General features: G+C 44.5%; 17 protein-coding genes. 14 read left to right on the top strand and 3 right to left on the bottom strand.

What is annotated here, in order from left to right; all coding sequences use genetic code 11:
- From BCU75_RS10605 to BCU75_RS10595, 3 genes are all read right to left on the bottom strand, one after another.
- Entirely contained in the window at positions 1-1,521 is a 1,521-nt protein-coding gene (locus tag BCU75_RS10605) for a Gfo/Idh/MocA family oxidoreductase (RefSeq protein WP_241904467.1), read from the bottom strand.
- A 433-nt stretch (positions 1,522-1,954) separates the two neighbouring features.
- Positions 1,955-2,311 carry a nuclear transport factor 2 family protein gene (locus tag BCU75_RS10600; protein ID WP_102473813.1) on the bottom strand — a complete coding sequence of 119 codons (357 nt, stop codon included), beginning with the start codon at positions 2,309-2,311 and terminating at the stop codon, positions 1,955-1,957.
- A 45-nt stretch (positions 2,312-2,356) separates the two neighbouring features.
- Positions 2,357-3,268, bottom strand: a complete 912-nt coding sequence (locus tag BCU75_RS10595; RefSeq protein WP_102473812.1) for a DMT family transporter — start codon at positions 3,266-3,268, stop codon at positions 2,357-2,359.
- 105 nt (positions 3,269-3,373) lie between these two features.
- Between BCU75_RS10595 and BCU75_RS10590 the strand changes: the two genes are divergently transcribed.
- From BCU75_RS10590 to rlmJ, 14 genes are all read left to right on the top strand, one after another.
- Positions 3,374-4,267, top strand: coding sequence for a LysR family transcriptional regulator (locus tag BCU75_RS10590; protein ID WP_102473811.1), 894 nt, complete (start codon positions 3,374-3,376; stop codon positions 4,265-4,267).
- Positions 4,268-4,460: 193 nt separating this feature from the next.
- The gene (locus BCU75_RS10585; RefSeq protein WP_102473810.1) at positions 4,461-5,141 is read left to right on the top strand and encodes a hypothetical protein; all 681 of its coding nucleotides are present in this window, start codon (positions 4,461-4,463) and stop codon (positions 5,139-5,141) included.
- Between the two features lie 108 nt (positions 5,142-5,249).
- Positions 5,250-5,948, top strand: coding sequence for an ABC transporter ATP-binding protein (locus BCU75_RS10580; protein ID WP_102473809.1), 699 nt, complete (start codon positions 5,250-5,252; stop codon positions 5,946-5,948).
- Positions 5,936-7,234, top strand: coding sequence for an ABC transporter permease (locus tag BCU75_RS10575; RefSeq protein WP_102473808.1), 1,299 nt, complete (start codon positions 5,936-5,938; stop codon positions 7,232-7,234). The genes BCU75_RS10580 and BCU75_RS10575 overlap by 13 nt, the downstream gene beginning before the upstream one ends.
- The gene (locus BCU75_RS10570; RefSeq protein ID WP_102473807.1) at positions 7,227-8,009 is read left to right on the top strand and encodes an outer membrane lipoprotein-sorting protein; all 783 of its coding nucleotides are present in this window, start codon (positions 7,227-7,229) and stop codon (positions 8,007-8,009) included. The genes BCU75_RS10575 and BCU75_RS10570 overlap by 8 nt, the downstream gene beginning before the upstream one ends.
- A gap of 9 nt (positions 8,010-8,018) precedes the next feature.
- Positions 8,019-9,311 (top strand): hypothetical protein, encoded by a 1,293-nt coding sequence (locus BCU75_RS10565; RefSeq protein ID WP_102473806.1) that lies wholly within the window; start codon positions 8,019-8,021, stop codon positions 9,309-9,311.
- Positions 9,311-10,369 carry a sensor histidine kinase gene (locus BCU75_RS10560; RefSeq protein WP_102473805.1) on the top strand — a complete coding sequence of 353 codons (1,059 nt, stop codon included), beginning with the start codon at positions 9,311-9,313 and terminating at the stop codon, positions 10,367-10,369. Before BCU75_RS10565 ends, BCU75_RS10560 begins: the two co-directional genes overlap by 1 nt.
- 51 nt (positions 10,370-10,420) lie before the next feature.
- Complete coding sequence (locus tag BCU75_RS10555; protein ID WP_102473804.1) at positions 10,421-11,287, top strand: LytR/AlgR family response regulator transcription factor; 867 nt, start codon at positions 10,421-10,423, stop codon at positions 11,285-11,287.
- 175 nt (positions 11,288-11,462) lie between these two features.
- A complete protein-coding gene (locus BCU75_RS10550; protein ID WP_102473803.1) occupies positions 11,463-14,225 on the top strand; it encodes a M16 family metallopeptidase in 2,763 nt (920 codons plus the stop codon).
- Between the two features lie 264 nt (positions 14,226-14,489).
- Positions 14,490-17,270 (top strand): M16 family metallopeptidase, encoded by a 2,781-nt coding sequence (locus BCU75_RS10545; protein WP_102473802.1) that lies wholly within the window; start codon positions 14,490-14,492, stop codon positions 17,268-17,270.
- A gap of 276 nt (positions 17,271-17,546) precedes the next feature.
- Positions 17,547-18,029 (top strand): hypothetical protein, encoded by a 483-nt coding sequence (locus tag BCU75_RS10540; protein ID WP_102473946.1) that lies wholly within the window; start codon positions 17,547-17,549, stop codon positions 18,027-18,029.
- A gap of 270 nt (positions 18,030-18,299) precedes the next feature.
- The gene (gene secD / locus BCU75_RS10535; protein ID WP_102473801.1) at positions 18,300-20,099 is read left to right on the top strand and encodes a protein translocase subunit SecD; all 1,800 of its coding nucleotides are present in this window, start codon (positions 18,300-18,302) and stop codon (positions 20,097-20,099) included.
- A gap of 2 nt (positions 20,100-20,101) precedes the next feature.
- Positions 20,102-21,055 (top strand): protein translocase subunit SecF, encoded by a 954-nt coding sequence (gene secF, locus BCU75_RS10530; protein WP_102473800.1) that lies wholly within the window; start codon positions 20,102-20,104, stop codon positions 21,053-21,055.
- 236 nt (positions 21,056-21,291) lie between these two features.
- On the top strand, positions 21,292-22,158 hold the full coding sequence (gene rlmJ, locus BCU75_RS10525) for a 23S rRNA (adenine(2030)-N(6))-methyltransferase RlmJ (RefSeq protein ID WP_102473799.1): 867 nt from the start codon (positions 21,292-21,294) through the stop codon (positions 22,156-22,158).
- Positions 22,159-22,291: the final 133 nt, after the last annotated feature.

The following is a 22,291-nucleotide window of genomic DNA, read 5'->3' as shown; positions in this document are numbered from 1 at the left end:
CTATGCTACTTTGTGTTTTTTTGAAAGGCTTGACTCACCATTCATTTTCAGTGGCATACGAATCAGTGGAGAGTTATCTGTCAGTTGATTACACATAGATTGGTAAACTGCGGAAACAAGAACTGCTCCATGCTCATGTTGACTGAAGTCGGATTTCATTTCTTCTTTCAATAACCTCCCTTGCATCACGTCAACAAACTCAAAGAAACATTTACTTTTCGGTTTATTTAAAAAACCTTTAAGCTCACTCTCGAGCTTTTCTAAGTCATCAAGTCTAATGACTTCCGTTGGTTTTCCACCGATAAGTTTATTGTTTCTGAAAATGAATATCGCAATATGTCTTTTCGTACCAATTACTTCATGATCGGGCTCTACTATTTCATCTGGATCGTCTGATTTGTATGAGTGTAAGTGGATAGTTTGGAAGGGTCCTTGTTGAATTATATGAGACTCATGAGATACGCGACCATTTCCTTTGTATAGTTCTATGCCGTCGATAGAGGGCCAACTTCTTCGCGAAAATCCGTTGTGAGTTAAATTAAGTAGAGCTGTTGTAACAACGTTTTTGCCATTTTTGAACGCAATGCTGCTCTGACAATCAACTTCACCTAAGTCTTTCATTAAACCATTGAGCTCAACTTCATTGTGAGGGTTATGCTCCGTATATTCTTTTAGCCCGAATAAGTTTTTGTAGTCATTGAGATTGAATTGCGATAACACATCCAAAGGCCTAACTGCATGTGAAAATACTTCTACATGGTCATATGACTTGGTTTCACTTAAACCTGCGGAGAGTATGTATGGGACAATGTCGAAAAAGTGATATCCAGTATGTGAACACTTGCCATAACCTTGGTTGTATCCGTGATAAACCTCATTGATGCACTCTGTTGGTGTTCTCCATTGTCCATCTGAATGGAAAGTTTGGATGTTGGTTACCGGGCAGTTTGTTTTGGTAAAACAGTTTCTAATTTCGTTTCGAATGATGTCTATGGTCGTCTGGTATCTTCTTTGAGCAAGTAGCGAGAATATGAGTTCAGGATCTCTGTTTTGTGCTTTCTGATATTCGTTATTTAGAAAATAGTAATCTTCCGCAATTTTCTCTGCATTTTTGACATTGGATGAAACATCCATGTTTGCTGAGATTGGTTTGTCCATTAGAACCGATAACCCTTTTCTCAGCCCCCACGTCGCATAAGCTCTATGAACTAAAGGTTCTGTTGCTATGAGAAGTACGTTGATTGAATGCTTTTTGACAATAGAGTCTAAGAGAGTTGTTGTCTTTTTACTAAGTAAGTCTTGGACCTGCTCATCATTGGATAAATAGAACATTTCTGGTTGTACACTTTTGTGTGCAAGATAGTTCTCAATTCGTTCCTTTTTCGATGTCAGATCAACGCCAGCTTTCAAAGCAATAGATTGGTTAGTTGTACTTTGTTCGAAAATAGGATGAAAGATTCTTTTTGAGTGAGGGCCAAAACCTATTAAGAGAAAATTAAGTGTTTTATTTTTGTTATTCATTTGTCTAGCCATTTGGTTGTTATGATAAATGCACATGATTGATAATTAATCATGTGCAACTAGACTATATTTGATTTGTAAACGTTTTCACGGTATTGATAAATTTATAAAATAAAATATGTTTTATCTTTAAAATTAATGATATTGATCTATGTAAACGAGTACATTTATTGTTGGTTTTGTCAATATTAAGCCGATTCAGGCTAGATTCATGACTAGATCGCTTGGTTGAAATAACAGCATGCATGGTTGGAGTTATTTCAATTTTCAAATCACCTGTTAATAGGTATTTGATAACCGTTTTGTTTCAAAACTAGTGGACTTCGAAAGGCATTACTATTTTCTGTTTCCTTACTCATGCTCCAGCTCCACCATTTGTTCCTTGTTATTACCATTCGTCGCATTGATAAAACGGCGTGATAGTTGGTCGGCATTACAATTCAGAGACATCCGCGAAGATTTTATATTGATGTATCAACCCCTGTTTGAAAGATAAGAAAGTCGCGAACTTAGTGGCATACGTGCTGCCATTTAGGCGCACATAGTCAACTTGCCCCTCACACGCAACCGTATCATCGTTTACGTAGATCCCAGAAAACGTATGCGTCATTGATTCAATTGATCCAAAGAACGCGGCATTGACCGCTTCGACAGCTGGCTTTCCTACTACTGGTGCGGCGTTCGAAAAATGAAACGACACGTCATCATGCAGCAGTGCCATTAGGGCGTGGACATCCTTTTGGTCGACGATTTGATATAGATTTTTTGTCTGTTTGATTAATGGTGACATAGCAATTGCTCCTTTGAATTTGAACTAATTTGGATTTGAACGAGATTAAGATTTAGCGTGATTAAATAAGTACAGGCTTATCAGCAACAGTATTACGGCAGCGATCAATTGCAGCGTTAATGGCTCGCCATACCACGTGATCCCAATGGATACGCCGACGACGGTCACCACATTTCCCACTTGGCTAAAACCCAGCCCATCCGTGATCCGTTGAAAACGAAACGTCAGTAAATAACTGAGTGCCGATAGGCTTGCCATGAGCGCAAGTACGCCAGCTCCGTTTGTAATGAATTCACCATCGACCTTATGAGTAAACGGAAGCCATATCATGCTCTGTAATGTCAACATGCCAGTGGCCAGAACCATTGGATTGGCAAGAGGGGGGAATGCGCGACTGCGATAGACATTGCCTGCGGCCAAAAATATGGGTACGAGTAGCGCAATGGCCAGTGCTGACCAAGGGGATGACATATTCATTTGTGGTGATAAAGTCACAGAGAGTGCGGCGATGACACCAACTATGATCCCGAATACTTTTCGTCTGGTTAACGAGGAGCCTTGAAAAGGTAAGGTGAATAATAAGGTAAAGATGGGTGACAAAGTGACGAGCACACTGAACGTACTGGCATTAAGAGATTGTAGGGCGTAGGTTGATGCAAGATTAGGGATTGCGACACCCAGTAAGCCAGCCCAAAGATAATAACGGTAATGCACCAATGCGGCTCGGTTGAGCTGACCTCGCATAACCAATAGCGCCATCAACAATAAAGCGGCACCTGCCATCGGTATTATCGCAACATCAATAGGTGGAATACCAATGGTCACAGCATATTTGGCTAACGCAAAATTCACGGCGACAAGACTGCCAATGCTGACCACATACAGCGGAGATTGGAATTGCAAACCGATACCATGAATGGGCCTTCTTACCATTGCCGCTTTTATCAGTGATTTCATGTCTTACTCTATTGGTAGAAAGTCGATGTAATCAGCATAAAAGACATAGATTGATTAGAGAATAGGCTCTACACTCTCCATACTGTATCCAAATTGGCGACAATCATGCAGCACTTAGACGCTATTCCTTATTTCCTTGCGGTGGTAAAACAATCGAGCTTTGCGGGCGCAGCGCGTGAACTGGGCGTGTCACGTTCGGCAGTGAACAAACGGGTTATTCAACTGGAGTCGAGTCTTGGAGTACGTTTGCTGCATCGCACTACGCGGCAAGTCTCGCTTACTGAATCCGGTGAGCAGTTTTATGATCATCTCACCAAAGCCAATTATTGGCTGAAAAAAGCTGAAGATGCGGCAACCAGCCAACAAAATCAGGCGATTGGTACATTGCGGGTCAGTGCACCGATGTCCTTTGGTCGCCTTGTATTAGCCCCTCTCATCCCCCAATTTCTTAAACGCTATCCCCATATTCACATCGACATGACGATGGATGATGGTTACGTCGATATTGTGGAGGGAGGGTATGACGTAGCGATTCGAGCTGGTGATTTGAGTGACTCAAGTTTAGTCGCTAAGCGGTTAACCAGTGTCCGTAGTGTCATTTGTGCTTCTCCTACCTATTTTGAAGAGAATGCTTTAACCATACCCACAGAGGTTTACGAACTTAGTGCGTACAACGCTTTACTCTATCGCCACACATCCGAGAGTGCCGAATGGTTTTTTGGCCATCAAGATCAAGTGACAAGTGTGGTCGTGAAAGGCAATTACCGAGTCAACAACAGCGAAGCATTACTGTGCGCGACCATTGCAGGATTAGGGATCGCTAGGCTACCCGACTTTATCGCCAATGCACCTATTCAGTCGGGACAATTGTTGCCCTTGCTACCTAACTATCTGATGCCAGAAAAGAATGTCTATGCATTGTTTCCTGAGCGAGATCCTATGCCACTCAAACTACGATTATTCATCGATTTTCTTGTTGATTCGCTCAGTGACGATTGAATATTTTCGAAGTTGATGAGAGGGCTTAGGCATTCCGAGCCTTTTATATTTTCACTATTCGTACTTTTTGTTTTCCACTCACGCCCCAACTCAACCATTCACTCCTTGTTATTACCATTCGTCGCATTGATAAAACGGCGTGACAAATTCTAGTTAACCTTTCAACGTCAACATTTGAAAGGGATTAGAAATCATGACTACTTCACACTCATTTACTTTAAGTTCTACCACTTCTCTGCTTAAGCGAGCATTACTGATTGCTCTTGTTTCATTTGTACCCACTTTGGCTTTAGCGAACCCAACTTCAGATGTGCTCGATATCTACAACCAAGCCGCGCAAGGCAATGAAGATCTGGTTGAAGTGGCGTATGAACGTCTTAACGACACGCTGCAACAAGACGGTGCTACGCCGTTAACCTTGGTTTATCTAGGTAGCACAGAAACCTTGATGGGGCGTGATGCGTTTTTGCCTTGGAACAAGATGAAGTATGTGGAGAAGGGCTTATCGACCATTGATAAATCACTGGTGCTGCTGAAAGACGAAGACCAACCGATTCATGAGCAACCTCGTGTTCAAGGGCTGCCAGATTCTTACCTAACTCGCGCTATGGCCGCGGTGACTTACACTTCTCTGCCAGACATGTTTAACCATTTTGATCGTGGTTATGACTTGTTCCTCTCGTTACTCGCGGAAGATGATTTCCAACAACAACATTTCGCGGCGACCTCGTGGATTTACCGTTACGCCATTACCGCATCGATTCGTGCTGAAGACTTCAAGCAAGCACAAGTGTGGCTAGAGAAAATGGAGAGTATTGATGCTGGCAACATCGAGACCATGACCGCTAAGGCCCTAATCGCGAAAGCTAAATAAAAGCTGCGAAAGCACAGTAACGGGCGTGAATGCTAAATAACGGTTTACTAAAGCTCATTAACGGCTTGCGAACGCTTAAGAATGAATTGGTAATCAGAGGGAAATGGAATGATTGAATTTAACGGTATCGGCAAATCGTATGTGATTGGCGGTCAACGTGTTGATGCATTAGATGGAGTCGACGGACACATCCAACGTGGTGAAATGGTCGCCTTGTGTGGCCCATCGGGTTCTGGAAAAAGCACGCTTTTGAATATCCTTGGTTTGTTGGATATGGACTATCGAGGCCAAATCAGTATTGATAGTCAAGCTTACCCGACCGAGCAAATCGCCGCTGCGCGTTTTCGTCGTCAGTCGCTGGGTTTTGTGTTTCAGCGCTTTAATCTGGTTCCTGTAATGACAGCACTTGAGAACGTCGCGTATCCATTGATGTTGAACCAATGCTCTAAGCAAGAACAACAGAGCAGAGCGCAGGACATGTTAGAGCGTGTTGGGCTAGGAGATTACGTTCATCACCGACCGGACAACCTTTCAGGTGGCCAGCAACAGCGTGTTGCGATAGCCAGAGCATTGATCCATAACCCAAGCTTGGTGATTGCTGATGAGCCGACCGCGAGCCTAGACAGCCACACTGCCAACCTTGTGATCGACATTATGAAAGAGCTCGGCCACGAAATGGGCACGACTTTTATTGTCGCGACTCACGACCCAAGAATGGCAAAGCGTTGCGACAGAATCATAGAGTTAATTGATGGACAACTGGCTCCACAAGCCACATCAACGGAGGCGATCTCATGGGCAAGCTAACACAAAAACTCAGCACACTATTGATGCCGACTTCAGTGCGTTTGGCATGGCTTAACCTATTGAGAAATGGCCGACGCAGTATGCTTTCGGTATTGATTATCGCGATTGCCGTTTTTGCACTAACCAGCGCTGGTGGATATGGGTTGTATACCTATGAGTCGTTGAGAGAAGCGACGGCGCGCGATACTGGACACCTTACATTGAGCTCGCCGGGTTATTTTGAACAAGATGAAGACATGCCGCTGAGCAATGGTCTGGATAACGTGCAAACACTAACAAAGCGCATTATTGGCGACAGTGACGTGCGTGGTGTGCAACCGAGAGTCTATTTTAGTGGCTTGGTTTCCAATGGCAGCAAGTCGACTATTTTTATGGGAACGGGCGTGAATGAGCGTGAGTTCGATATGAAAGGCCCGTTTCTTGATGTGCGCAGCGGGCAAACGCTCTCGGATGTGAAGTCTCCAAGATACGACAGCCAAGAGCCACAAGTGATGCTGGGAACCGATCTTGCTCGTAACCTCAAAGTGGCCGTTGGAGATTGGGTAACATTGCTCGCGACCACCAGTGATGGTGCTTTGAATGCCTTTGATTTTAAGGTGCAGGGCATCTACTCGACAGGGGTTCCTGAGCTAGATAAGCGTCAGCTGTATGTCCACATCACAACAGCTCAAGAGCTTTTGGCTTCAGATAAAGTCAGCACCTTATCGGTGTTCCTATTTGAAACAAATAAGACCTCGACGGTTCAACAGCGTATCCAAACAGCTTTAGATCGAAATAACGCTAGCCACAGCGATCAAGGCACAGAGATCGAGATCACCCCATGGCAAGATCGCGCGTTTTTCTATACCAAGGTTAAAGATCTTTATGACCGGATCTTCGGCATCATGGGCGCAGTGATGGCGTTAGTGGTGTTTGTATCGCTGTTTAACACGATGACTATGTCGGTGACGGAACGCACTCGTGAGATTGGCACCTTGTCAGCACTCGGCAGTTATCCTTCTGAAATCGTCGCAGGCTTCTTAAAAGAGGCGGGGTTACTAGCACTGATTGGTAGCGTGATTGGCGCGCTAGTAAGTGGCTTGGTGTCGTTGCTACTGCTGGTGGTTGATATACAAATGCCACCACCTCCCGGCAGAACCGAAGGCTACCCACTCAACATTTATTTCTCATTCGAGCTCGTTGGTTACGCGACATTAGGCGTACTGACCATCTGTTTGCTTGCTGCCTATTTCTCTGCTCGCAAAGGCGTGAATAAACCCATTACGGAGGCGCTGGTTTATGTATAAATTCACTCGTTCAATCAAATCATTAGTTCCGGTTTTGGCTTTGGTCTTAATATCTTCGCAAAGCTGGGCGGTCGATTCGCAACAAGTCACAGAGATGATTGCCAAAGCTGATAGCTATCGTTTGGACAACGATAAAGCGTCTAAGGTGGTTTCCTTGGTGACGCTGTACCAAAACGATCAGCTTGATAAAACCCGCGAATACAATGTTTACACAAGGCCGAATCGAGAGTCGTTAGTGGTTTTCAAATCGGCCGTGGAAGCGGGACAAAAGATGTTGATGATTGAAGACAACTATTGGTTGTTAATGCCGAAATCACGTAGACCAATTCGTATTACACCTATGCAAAAACTATTGGGTGAAGCCTCGGTTGGCGATATTTCGACCCTAACTTGGAGCGAAGATTACCAAGGTGAGTGGGTGACTCAGCAAGATATTGAGATGCCATCTGGCGAGCAACAAAGTTCTCATCATCTTAAACTAACGGCGAAAACCAAAGGGGCAAGTTATCAATCGATTGATCTGTGGTTAACGTCAGATCGCGCGTTTCCTATCAAAGCCGATTTGTATCTGCGTTCAGGAAAACTGGCGAAGCAAGCGTGGTTTACCGAAGGTGTGCGTGATGGTTTACCAAGCGTTGTGTCGATGACCTTGCTCGATAAGATTCAACCGAGCAAAAAGACCGTGATTGAATACAGTGAAATCAGCGAGCAAACCTTAGCGGATAAGTATTACAACCCCGCTTATCTGTCGCGTAACAGTGTGTCTGGATTGTAGGTGAGCGTTATGAAAGCCTCTCATTGCAAACACCACCTAAGCTCTTCAGTCACCGTCTTGCTTGCTTTGTGCTTTATGAACAACGCAAGCAAGGCGGATGAGTTGAGCTTGGCCTGGGACTGGCAACTCAGTGCAGAAGCCGTTGAATCGAGAGAGTCGCCATTCAGCCCCTTACCATCTGATAATCGTCAGTCTTTAAATGGCTTGTTGGATCTTGAAGTCGGCTATGGTGATTGGCTTGGTTTGTTGGCCGTCAAAGGCAACGACATATTGAATAATACTTCTGAAGCTCAAGCGGCGAGCTTCGAATCAGAGTTCATCGTACGTGAGTTGTTCTGGCAAGGTGGCGTCGAGTTGTCGAACTCTGTGTTAGGTGACCACTATCTTGATATTACGCTCGGAAAGGTTCGCCTAGATTGGGGCGTGGGTTATGGCTATCGACCGCTAGATATCATTAAGCCTTACCGCCAAAACCCAGTAGGTATTGTGGCTGAAGAGGGCGCAGGCGTGGCTTCGGTTTCCCTATTTGATATGACGGGCGAATGGACGCTGCTTTATAGCGATTCTTCGTGGACTTCCCAAGACGTGAATGATTTCGAAAAACAGAATCAGCAACAAGGCGTTGGCTTGCGTCGTTACAACTTAGTGGGCGATCACGAGTATCAATGGGTCGCTTACTACGACGATGTGCGCCATGGCTTGCTTGGAGCGAGTTTAGTCTCGGTATTGAATCTCGCGTGGGAATTTCATGGCTCGGCAGTCTATCAGCGACAAAGCTTAGGCTACAGTCAGCCTAGCTCAATGCTTAAACCGGTTTATCTTGAAGAGCAGGGAGAGGCTTATCAAGCGCTAGCCGGACTAACATGGGCCAATGACACAGGGCATAATGTGGTTCTGGAATACTGGTTTGATAGCCGAGCTTGGAGTCATTCTGAGTGGCAAAGCGCAATAGAAAGTGCAGAGTCTTTGTCGGTCAATTCGATGACTGCGTCATTGGCTGGTTCTTACGCTCAAGGTTTTCAACATGCCAATTTGGTCCAACATAACATCATGTTTCACTGGTCTTTGGATTCAACAAATGGTTGGCTTGAAAATATCACGCCGACATTCGATGTCATGTTGTCTCCCCAAGACGGTGGTCTTATTGCAACGCAATGGATCAATTATCGAGCTTTAGATAACGGTGACTCATCGTTGGATTTGGAACTTGCTGCACGCTTTCTAGGCGGTAAAAGTGATTCTGCTTACGCCAACTTACCCGATAGTCATATGATTCTTATAAATCTTAAGGGACGATTTTAATGAACACTTCTTCCGATAGTGAATACTCGTGGCTGAAAAGCCTTACTCTGACGAGCATCTTTTGCTTTTTGATTGCAGCTATTACCCAAATTGTAAGAGGGAGCGATTTTATTGTTAACCTCGCGATAAGTTTTGGCTTTGGTTATAGCGCGGTGGGCTCTTCTTTCATTTTGGTTAAGTTGTTTAAAACTCAATCTAGAGTGCTTGAAGTGGGCATCTCAATGGTGGTTGCGATGACAGTGGGTACGTTAAACGCACATTATTGGTTAAACCACTCCTTTGGCGATAGCTTTTCAGATCTTAAATCCGTGATGCTGTTGGGCGTGATTTTTTGTTCGGTTTGTTATTATTATTTCTACACCAAAGGTGAGCAACTCAGAGCTGAAAATGAGTTGGAAATCGCCAAACGCCGCCAAGCTGACCAAGATAAAGTCGTGGTAATGAGTCAGCTTAAGCAACTGCAAAGCCAAATTGAACCGCACTTCTTGTTCAACACACTTGCGACCATCAATGTGTTGATTGAGAGTGACAGCGCGAAAGCCAAGTTGATGCTCGAAAAACTCACTGACTTATTGCGTGTGACTTTGAAAAACAGCCGCACTGAGCAATCAACCATCGCACAAGAGGTCGATTTGCTAGACGCTTATCTGAATATTCAGAAGATACGATTAGGTGAGCGTTTGACGTTCTCGATTGAAACACACGAGATTGGCGATTTGCAGGTGATTCCCCCGTTCTTGATTCAACCATTGGTCGAGAATGCACTCACGCACGGTATCGAACCCAAAGCAGCGGGTGGCCGAGTGAATATCCGCATAGCTCAACAAGCACAGCAGCTAAAAATTGAAGTGGCTGATAATGGCGCTGGGTTGAAAACGCCTTCTGCGAATACGGGTCACGGTGTTGGGTTGAGCAACATTCGTCAAAGAATCGAAACCCTTTATGGTGATAAGGCGAGCCTAACGATTACTGAACACGCTGAAGGTGGGGTAGTCTCGACGATCTTGTTACCGCTTATCAGCGAAACAAGATCCGAGAGCGATGAGCCGAAACTCTAATAGCAGTGATTATAAACAGACGATTTACAGTGTGAATTTAAAGGACTAACCATGAACAACTCAGCATTACAGCCGATCGTAACGGCGATTATCGCAGACGATGAAGCACTGTTAAGGCACCACCTAGACAAGAGTCTTGCTGAAGTTTGGCCTGAGCTCGAGATCGTCGGTAAGGCAACAAATGGTTTGGAGGCGATGCAGAGTATTCAGCAGTTTAAGCCCGATGTGGCTTTTCTCGATATTCGTATGCCAGAGCTGGATGGTATCTCACTCGCTAAACAACTGACCAAGCTCGACTCGCCGCCATTGATAGTGTTCATTACCGCTTATGACGAATATGCGGTCAAAGCCTTTGAACACAATGCGATGGATTACCTGCTTAAACCGATCAATGAAGAACGCTTATTTGCCACCTGTCAGAAGGTGCAAGCGCGCTTGTCGAGCAACCAAACGCAATCAGGTAGCACTCCGGAACAGCCCGATATTGCGGCGCTAATGAACCAGCTTCAACAGTTATCACAGTCAAACCCACAGCAAACTCAACCTCCTTATCAATCGCAGCCCCTTTATCAACAGCAGAAGAAGTATCTCACGTGGCTTAAAGCCAGTGTCGGGGAAGACATTCACTTAATCGCCGTCGATGATGTTGCTTACTTCAAAGCAGAAGACAAGTACGTGTCTATATTTAAGAAGGGTCAAGGAGGTTCGCTAGAGGAGTTTATTCTTCGCGTGTCGTTAAAAGAGTTGATCGCCCAGCTCAATCCTGATGAGTTTTGGCAGATCCATCGCTCGGTAGTGGTGAAAGTCTCCGCTATTGATAAGGTGAAGAAAGGGCTCTCAGGCCAGATGTCTGCTTATGTGTTGGGTGAGAAGCTGCCGATCAGCCGTGCTTCGCAATCCCTGTTTAAAGGGATGTAGAGAACAAATATAAGACGCAACATATCGGTTCTACAATTAATTCATGTAATTTATAAATTTAACACTTTCATACTTATATCGAGTGACTCTAAAATTTTAGTCGTTTGATTTAATGGCGAACTATTACACTTTGGCGATCGGATATATTGGAGGAAAGCCCTTCAAAGAGATCGTTATGAAAGCATACTATTTAGTCGTCGTATTGAGCTCCGTATTGCTAGGTTGCAGCTCTACTCCTCAGCAACAAACGTTATTGAAATCCGATCCATATTGGGTCACTGGAGAGTTAGATAACGGATTAACTTACCACGTGTATCCTGACCAAGAACAACCGGTATCGGTACGCTTACTTGTGCATGCCGGCTCTTTGCAAGAGAGCGGACAACAGAAAGGGTACGCCCATTTTGTTGAACACATGGCGTTTAATGGCAGCAAGAACTTTTCAGGAAATGATGTGGTAGAGCTATTTGAGCAATCTGGTGCCAGCTTTGGTGCTGACTTAAATGCTTACACCTCTTACCAAGAAACTCTCTATAAGTTAGATCTACCCGACAATAAGAATCTAGACAAAGCGTTGGCTTGGTTCAGAGATATTGGCGATGGTTTATTGCTGTCCGAATCTGAGATCGAAAAAGAGAAAGGTGTGATATTAGGGGAATTTCGACACACACGAGTTGAAGATAAGCCTCTCTCATTTAAGTTTTACGATCATCTGGTTGAAGGGACGACTTACCAAAGTAATGATCCCATTGGCAATAAAGAATCCGTTTCTAATGTGAATGTTCAAGAATTAAAGAACTTTTACCAAACCTGGTATCAACCTCAGTTAACCGAAGTGATTGTCTCTGGCGATATTACTTTGGCAGAAGTGATCCCTTTGATTGAAGAAAGTTTCTCTGGCTGGCAAAGAGGCACAACACCGGTTCCCGTAAAGAACACGTCAGCGGATTACAATACTCAAGATTTTGTGGCGTATGGATCTGGGGTCGAGCCACCGAGTATCGGGATAGTGATTGATCGTGGGGAAAGAGTGACACAGAGCCATGAGCAACAACATCAGCTTTGGTTAGATGATATTGCTCAACAACTTATCCAACAAAGGTTGAATTCAGATTTTGTTGACGCTGCATTGCCAGTGCAATGGGTTGCTTCAACTCCTTACTTATTAGAGTACCAAAGGTATTCCATTACTACCGTCGGTTTTCCTGTTGATAGCCGAGAGCAAAGTCAGCAGCAGTTTGTTTCTACTCTCGCCTCTTTACGTGATTATGGGGTAAGCGAATATGAGTTGATGAGTGTGTTACAACAATACCAAGCGAACCTTGATGACATTCAAGCTAACTGGGAGAAAATGGACGCAGTAGCTCATGCTGACGGTAAATCGACGGCATTGGTAATTAACCAACCCGTTCAATCACAGCTCGATTATAAGTCGAGCTTGAAAGCGTTTCTTGCGAATACGGATCTTGAGGCCGTGAATGATAACTTAGATGACTTGCTTTCTAGCCCTTATATTTTGGGGTTAGGTTTATCTTCTAAAGAAGACTTGCAGGTAATGAATAACGAACTAAAAGGTGTCAGAAAAGCCTATAAAAAGACAGGTAACAGACCATTGCTCGTTACTGCAAGCTCGGCGTTTAGTGTACCAGCGTCTCAAGGCGAAATTGTGAAACAAGTTCAGGTGAGAGAGGAGCCTAACTTACAGCAATGGACACTAAGCAACGGCATTGAAGTTTTGTATCTCCGTAACTCTGAGGCTGGTAATAGTGTTGGGGTTTACTATGCAAGTGAGGGGGGAAAAGCGGCGTTGGATCCTGCGCTGTTTCCTGCTGTAGAGATTGCCCTGCCCGCTTCGATTCGTAGTGGTGTTGGCAAATTTAGTGGTTCGGAGTTAACCGCTCACTTGAGACGCGAAGACATTGAAATCTATCCCTTCATCAACTTTACTCATCACGGCTTAGAAATAAGCGCCAAGAAAAAGACGCTTGCAGAAAGTTTGGCTGCGCTGCACACCATTGTAACCGAACCTAAAATAGACAGTGAACAGCTTGAGGCTGTGAAATCTGAATTTGCTCAAGATCGTACAGCATATTTAGAAACTCCAGTTGGTCAGTTTATTCAGATGGTTAATCGCAATAGCTATCAAACAAGCAGCCGTCACATGATGCTTGAAAGTGACGACATTAAGGCTGTCACGTCGCAAGATATATTAGACGTGCAGCATCAACTTTTTCAAAAGCTAAGAGACAATACGTTGGTTATTGTTGCTGATATTAACCCAGCTGAAATTAAGCCTCTTGTACGTCAATATGTTGCTTCATTGCCATTAGAAGCGGTTGCGTCTCCTGATTATCAAGTTGCCTATAGCTCTGATTCGAAAGAACGAATCGAACTATCCATCAATAATGAAGACAGCAGTCAGTATTTATTACGTATTATTTCTCAGCAAGCTCGGGAGAAAACAGCAAAGGATGTGTTCATGGACGATATGCTGCAACGTGTATTGTCCAGCCGCCTAACGGCTTACGTTCGTGAAGAGTTAGGCTTAGACTATGCGCCTTTCGTGTATTCGGTCGCTCAAGACAGTGAGCCTAGTTACGACTGGTTGGTTGGCTCTTCAGTTGCACCTGAGAACTCAGAATATATTGAACAGGCGATTGATAAGGTTATTGTTGAAGCCGTTAAAGGCATCTCTGAAGATGAGACTCGAACGGCAGCTAAGCAGTTAGTGGCCGACCTTACGCCACTTCAATATAAGCCCACTCAACAAGCCTGGTTTATTTCACGTTACTTAATTCATGACTATGGTGTTGAGGCCCTGTTTGACTTTCAGGGAACGGCAGATTCCATTTCTAGTAAAGACATGACTGAGTATGCCAAAGAAATTTTTGGTGATAACAGCTATCAACTGAAGAATTTGTTAAGGCCACAAAGTTAAACTTATTGAGTAAAGTGACTTTTCAGAAACGTCGCTTTCAACCCTGAATATAAGATGTCGAATCTAAGCCAAATGCTAAGTCACTTGGCTTTTTTAGTTAGGTTGGGGCTAGTCTTTTAAATGCTCGTAACTTACATCTTACATAACGCACGGTGATTTATAAAATGAAGATCTAGATCACAAAGATATTCATCGGGTTAAATATTAAATAATAATCGTTAGCTCAATCTGTATATTGTCGATGAATGACATTAAGAGGTTGTTATGAAAACATATTATTTAGCGGCGGCAGTATGCCTTATCTTAGTTGGCTGTAGTTCAACATCAAATATCACCGAAACCTTAATCCAACCGGATCCGGCATGGACTTCGGGTCAGCTAGAAAATGGCCTTACCTATCATGTTTATCCAGATCATGAAGAGTCTGTCTCTGTACGTTTAGTCGTGCACGCGGGTTCGTTCCAAGAAACTGACCAACAAGAAGGTTATGCGCACTTTTTGGAGCACATGGCATTCAATGGCAGTAAGAATTTCTCTCAAAATGATGTGATACGTCTATTCGAAGATGCAGGCGCTAGCTTTGGTGCTGATATCAACGCCTATACCTCTTACCAAGAAACTGTGTACCAATTAGATTTACCTGATAATGTCCAATTACAGTCTGCCCTGACGTGGATGCGAGACATAGGTGATGGTCTGGACCTATCAAGTTCAGAAGTTGAAAAAGAAAAAGGCGTGATTCTTGGTGAGTTTCGTTATGCACGTTTAGACGACAAACCATTTGCAGAACAATTCTTTGACCACTTCATTGAGGGTGGCAAGTATGAAGGTCAAGATGCCCTTGGTACTAAAGAATCTGTGCTCAACGTGACTTCTCAAGGGCTAAATAGCTTTTATCAGACGTGGTATCAACCTCAGATCGTTGAAGTGATTGTCTCGGGTGATATCGACACAAAAATCGCTATCCCACTCATTGAAGAGAAGTTTTCAGATTGGCAGCATGGTAAAACTCCAAAGCCAGAAAAACAAAGAATCACAAGCTTCAATGACGGTGATTATATCGAGTATGCAGAAGGGGAAACCCCAAGTATTTCTTTGATGATAAACCGAGGTTCAAGCGAGATAGAGACTCGCGAACAACAACATCAGCTTTGGCTAGATGAGACCGCGCAGCAACTGATCAGGCAGCGACTCAATACCAAGTTCAATGATGCGGCCTTAGCGACTCAATGGGTGGTGGCTGAACATTACTCTATGGAATATCAGCGTTATTCATCGATCAGCGTTGGTTACCCTGTGGGCGCGCGTGAGGTGACTCAACAAGAGCTTATCGCGACATTGGCATCTCTGCGTGATTATGGTGTCTCTGAAAATGAGATCATCAGCGAGCAGCACTATTACCAAGATTTGCTCGATAATGTAGAAATTGACTGGGACAACATGGACAGCGTACAGCACGCTAACCAGAAAGCGATGGCTTTAGTGAACGAACAGGTCGTGCAATCACAACGAGACTATGAAGCGAGCCTTGAAGAGTTTGTCGCAAACCTCGATCTTGATGTGATTAATGCCAATATTAAGGCTTTGCTTTCTAGCGACTATTTCGTAGTGGTTGGTATGAATGAAAGTGAAGATAAAGTTGCGATTACCCAAGCCATCGAGAGCTTAAAAGCAACTTATAGCGAAAAGGGTGCCAAACCGTTGTTTTCGGTGACCAGCAGTGTTTTTGCTGTACCGAGTTCGCAAGGCGACATTGAGTTAGTTGAACAGATGTATGTAGACCCATATGTTCAAAAATGGACGCTTAGCAATGGTATCGATATGTGGTATTTGCGTGATTCTCTTGCAGGCGGTGACATAGGTATTTATTACACGAGTTTAGGCGGCAAGGCTGCACTTGATCCTAGCTTATACCCAGCGACAGAATTGGCTCTTGCTGCTGTAGGTAGAAGTGGTGTTGGCAGTTTTACTGGCACAGAGCTCGATGCGCATCTTGATCGTGAAGATATTCAGGTTTATCCGTTTATCGATTCTACTCGCCATGGCGTCGAGTTTAAGCTCAACAATAGTGGCTTAGCGGAAACTTTTGCCGCACTCAATGCGATCGTGACATCAGTCAAAGTATCGCCAGAGCAACTTGAGGCAGTTAAGCAAGAGTTCATTCAAAATCGAGATTCTTACTTAGCAAGCCCGACTGGTCAGTTCGCATATGCAATGAACCAGAATACCTATCAAGCGGACAGTGATCATGTGTTGCTCGATAGTAAAAGTGTGGAAACGGTTTCTGTTGAAGAGATAAAGAGCGTCCATCAACAGTTGTTTGGTCAATTTCGAGATAATCAGTTGGTTATTGTGGGCGACATTGATCCAAGTGAGCTGAAACCTCTGGTTCGTCAATATTTGGCTTCTATTCCGTTGGAAAAAGCGGATGTGCCTGACTTTAACGTCGCGTACAAGCACCCATCTAAAGCGCGCATTGATTTGGCGGTCAATACTACTAACAGTACTGAGTACATGCTAAGAGTCATTGCTGAGCCTTCAGCCCATACTGGAATGGTAAGAGGACAAACGGCGAAAGATGTCTTTATGGAAGACATGCTACAACGCGTGCTTGCTACTCGCTTAGACGCGTACATACGTGAAGATTTAAGCCTAGATTACTCACCTTATGCTTACTATGCATCCCAAGATGGTGAAACAAGTCATGACTGGTTTATTGGTGCGATGATCGACCCTAAAAATGCTGATCAGATAGAAGTGGCGATTGATAAAGTGGTTGCAGATCTTTTGAAGGGTGTCTCACAAGACGAAGTTAGAGTGGCAGGCAAGCAATTAGAAGCGGACTTTACGCCTTTAGATACTATCGTTGTTGACCAAGCATGGTTCGTGTCTCGTTATCTTTTGCACGACTATGGTGTAGAAGCCTTGTTTAACGTGAAAGCGACGGTTAACTCGATTTCTCGTGAAGACATGAATCAACTTGTCCAACGCATCTTTGGTGAAAATAGCCGCAAGGTTAAGAACATCATGCGCCCTAAAGCCTAAAGCCTAAAGCGAACAGAAACACTTAACCCAAAGCCAAGCGAGCACCGCTTGGCTTTCTTGTTTCCACCATTCGTAACACCTATACATTACCTGTTGTTAAGTACTTTTAGATCTATGTAAATCTAAATTGCGAGAGCGCTTAATCGGTTGCATCGAATCATTTTCTAAAAAAATGTTTTAAATCAAGACAGCGTTTCATTTGTATTGTAGATTGGCGATCTATGAGAATGTTGTTTGGATATTAGATTGCTTAAACTGGGTACCCGATTAGTCTTAATGTTGTTTTTACTGAGCTTTGGCTTAGTGAATTCTAACGGCTATTCGTTCCCTTCTAAGCCATTCCAAATCCACTCCGCTCAAGAGCAGTCTTCGCAGAATGAACAATCTTCCGCGAAAAAACAGTGTAAACAAGCTACTGCGGATAATCCGTCGAGCTACATGGAATGCGATCAGGTTCAGTTTGACACTGTGTCTTTAGGTGATAGTTCCAACTATCACGACACTGAATCGAGTCTCCAAGCGGTAACTTTTAGACGTATGCTCAGCAACGAGCAAGAAAGCGTGGCCGATCTTGAGCCTGCTTATCATCTATTGATCGATTTCTCTCCTCCTTCAATATTGGCTTCTCTGCTCTTCAACACGCCGTTGTTGGATTCCAAGCAGCACTGGACCAGCATTGTGAGTTCTCCGTCCTCCCGGCTTTCGGGGTGGAAAGAGGGCAATATCCAATACTCGCATTTCCGAGAACTTCTTAGCTAATCGTTTGACCCTAAATTGGTCGTATCGGTGGTCACTTTGTGCCCGTTGAACTTACCAATTAATCAAATATAGCGACACACCATTTTTAGCATTACTACTCAATCAATTGGTTCTGGTTGTGGCTAGTCATCGCTCGTGTTCGCAAAACATTAGTTGTACCAATCGTAGTAAATAACAGGTCACCCTAGCGGGTTAAAATGCTCGGCCACTGCTTTTTTCCGGCGCTATTTTTGAGCACGTGTTTACGATGATTGGTAAAAAGAAGAGATCTTGACTGTGAAAAAACGCATTCCAAGAAAACAAATTAACCACTACTCAAAGTGGAAATACGTGGTGCTTATTGCCACCATTATCATCATGATTCTGAGTGCTCTACCTTCTTGGTTTGGTGAGAATGCATCGGTTCAAATCAGCAATCGTTCTGAACAGACAATCGACGCCACTCAAATTACTCAATACCTTGCTAGCGAGGGTATTCAAGCCAAATCAGCCTTTCAAAAAGACAAACGCTTAGTGGTGATCTTAGAAGACGCTGAACAACAAGCGAAAGCCAAAGAGGTGCTGAATGAACATCTATTGGATAACGCGACTGTTGCCTTAGCGATGGAGCCAGCAGCACCAAAATGGTTGACTGACATGGGCTTTGCGCCGATTCAGTTAGGCCTTGATTTACGTGGTGGTGTGCAGTTCTTGTTAGAGGTGGATATGGCGCCGGTTTATCACGCGCAAGCTCAAGCGATGGTCGACGAGGTCACCAGCGAAGTGCGTTATGCCCGCGGTAAAGTGGTCAACAACCAAGTTCAGTTTGATTTCCGTACCGACGCCGATTTTGAAAAAGCACAGAAGCTGATTCGTCAAGAGTTCCCACAATGGCTACGTAACCGCTCAGACAAGTCGCTAACGTTAACTCAGTCTGAAGAAGAACAAAGAACGCTACGCAACCTAACAGTTCAACAAAACCTGCAAATCATGCGCAGCCGTATTGAAGAATTAGGCATCACAGAAGCATCGATTCAACGCCAAGGTGAAAGCCGTATTCGTATTGAATTGCCAGGTGTACAAGATCCTGCAGCGGCGAAAGACGTGATTGGTGCTACGGCTTCATTGGCGTTCTATTCGGTGTACGACAATGCAACTCGCAATACTCAAACACTGAAAGATTCAGATGGCAACCGTGTCGTTGTTGCTCGCAAAGCCGTGTTGAGTGGTGAACACATTATCGATGCTCGCAGCGGTATTGGTGAGATGGGCAGCGCAGAAGTAAACATTACCCTAGATTCTTCTGGTGGTAAGAAGATGTCTGAGTTCTCACGTCATAACATCGGTAAGCCAATGGCAACCGTGTACAGCGAATACAGCCGTGATAGAGCGGGTAACAGCAAGCAAGACAGCGAAGTGATTAGTGTGGCAAACATTCAATCTCAACTGGGTAGCCGTTTCAGAATCACTGGCGCTGGCAGCTTGGCTGACGCGCAAGAGCTTGCGTTACTGCTGCGTGCGGGGTCATTGACTGCGCCAGTGACCATCATTGAAGAACGTACCATTGGCCCGTCTCTGGGTGCAGAAAACGTAACCAACGGCTTTGCTGCTCTGGCGCTTGGCCTTGGTCTTACTCTGACGTTTATGGCGCTATGGTATCGCCGCTTAGGTTGGGTCGCGAACTGTGCATTGGTTGTGAACATGACCACATTGTTTGGTTTGATTGCGTTACTACCGGGTGCGGTATTAACTCTGCCGGGTATTGCAGGTTTAGTTCTGACGGTCGGTATGGCGGTGGACACCAACGTGCTTATCTTCGAGCGCATTAGAGACAAGATGAAAGAAGGACGCAGCTTTGCTAGCTCTATCGATCGTGGTTTCGATAGCGCATTCTCGTCTATTTTTGATGCTAACGTCACCACCATGATTGTTGCTGTGGCTCTGTATACCATTGGTAATGGACCGATTCAGGGCTTCGCTCTGACACTGGGCTTGGGACTTCTAACCAGTATGTTTACGGGCATTTTTGCTTCACGAGCAATCATCAATTTGGTTTGGGGGCGTGACCAACGCCACGATGTAAGGATTTAAGCATGAGTACTTCAAAAATGATTAATTCAAACAGCAATATTTCAGACCGCTATATTACAAACAGCAATATGACTTGCCTTCGTAAGGTGATGTCTATGATCTCTATTGTGTTGTTCATGAGCTCTGTGATGCTGGTGGCAGTGAAAGGCTTTAACTGGGGTTTGGACTTTACAGGCGGTGTGGTTGCCGAAGTTCAGCTCTCCGATCAGGTAACTAAAGACGCGTTAAAAACAAAACTCGATACAGCTTTCCAACAAGACGTGCAAGTGGTTGGTATGGCAGAGCAGGATCGTTGGACGATTCGTTACAGTCAGCTGACCGACGCTCCACAACCGAATTTAGTGGATGCTTTGACGACGGTCAGCGACCAAGTAAAAGTGCTCAACAGCAGTGTGGTTGGCCCTCAAGTAGGTCAAGACATGGTTGACCAAGGTGGCTTGGCGGTATTGGTGTGTTTCTTGATGATCATGCTGTATCTGAGTGTACGATTTGAGTGGCGTTTGGCACTGGGCGCACTCGCAGCGATCATCTATGACGTGACGCTCATCTTGGGCTTGTTCGCTTTTACTCAGTTTGAGTTCAACTTGACGGTATTGGCGGCCGTGCTAGCGATTCTCGGTTACTCATTGAATGACTCGATCATCATCGCCGACCGTGTACGCGAAATGCTGCGCGGCAATCCAAACGGTGATACTGATAACCTGCTTAACGAATCGGTTAAAGCGACCTTCTCACGCACCATGGTGACCTCAGGAACGACTCTAATCACTGTATCGGCGCTTTGGTTACTTGGTGGCTCTGCGTTGCAAGGTTTTGCGATTGCATTGGTTGTCGGCATTGTCAGCGGTACGTGGTCTTCTGTTTCTGTAGGTATCACACTGCCTAAGCTACTTGGCTTACAACCTTGTCACTACCAAGTGAAAGCGCCGGTAGAAGTTGAGGGTGAGTACCCTTAGTCAATCTAAGCTAGCTTATGCACGGTAGGCCGATTTACTTACGCTATTAACCGAAATCAATAATAAAAGCCCTTGAACTCACTTAACCCCCTAAGTAAGTTCAGGGGCTTTATTTTTATATAAGAGTCAAATGGTTAGCCAAAAGAGAGCCTGTTTCAAAAAACGATGGATTGAGCAGGCAAGCCCTCATGATATGAAGTATGTTTAGATGACGTTAGTAGAAATGAGGCAAGGGAATGGAATATCGACATCAATGTCATGTAGGCGACCATGGTGATGCACTGAAGCATCCAGTATTGAGTGCACTGGTTCAGTCATTAATGCAGAAGCATTCGCGCCTCAATGTTATCGACACGCACTCAGGTACAGGGTGTTATGACCTCACCACCGCACCAAGCAATCACGCAGGTGAGTTTGCCGAAGGGGTCGGGTACTTGTGGCGCAATAAGGCTTATCTTCCTCCGGCGTTCACTTCTTTTATGTCGGTTCTTGAATACTACAATCCGAATCAACTTATCTCTTTGTATCCGGGTTCTGCCGCCATCACTTACCAACAAGGTCGCAGCCAAGATAGCTTCTATTTTTCAGACATTCAGCAAGACGAAGCTGATTTACTACAAACCAATATCGATAAGTTACAATGTAACCTAAATGTTTCGAGCAAGCTTACGATTAGCGCCGGTGATGGGCTTAAAGCGTTACCTGATGATGTAGCTAAACACGACAGCCACCATCTGATTGTTATTGACCCGCCTTACGAAACCGATTCTGAATATCTCGCGGTGATTGATGCCTTGGTTAAGGCGTATCAGCAATCTGAGAAGGTGTCAGCCCTTATTTGGTATCCGCTTTACACGGACGACAAGAGCTCACTGATTCTGAACCACTGTGTGACCGCAGTGAAAGATGGTTTGCTGCCAAGCCCAATTAAGTCGGAGCTTCGCCTTCGAGATCCTAAAGGTGATGATCGCCTAATCGGTAGTGGTTTACTGTTGTTCAATCCACCACAAGGTATTGCTGGAACCGTGGCTGACACTCTGGATTACTTACACAGTCAACTCGCGACCAATGGCGAAGGTTACTGGCAAATGAGAAGCCTATAGATCTGATTTTTATGGGATTTGTGATAATTTTCGAGATGTAGATCGCTAAATCATTTCAATCTGTATGGTTTAAATTGACCAAACTCTAACTTTTATCGATTGATTAATTGTAGTGAATCATTTAAAAATAGAA

This window comes from Vibrio splendidus (genome assembly GCF_002873455.1).
GTDB lineage: Bacteria > Pseudomonadota > Gammaproteobacteria > Enterobacterales > Vibrionaceae > Vibrio > Vibrio splendidus_J.
The sequence above is the reverse complement of the archived record's forward strand: the minus strand, read 5'-3'. Positions and strand labels throughout refer to the sequence as shown.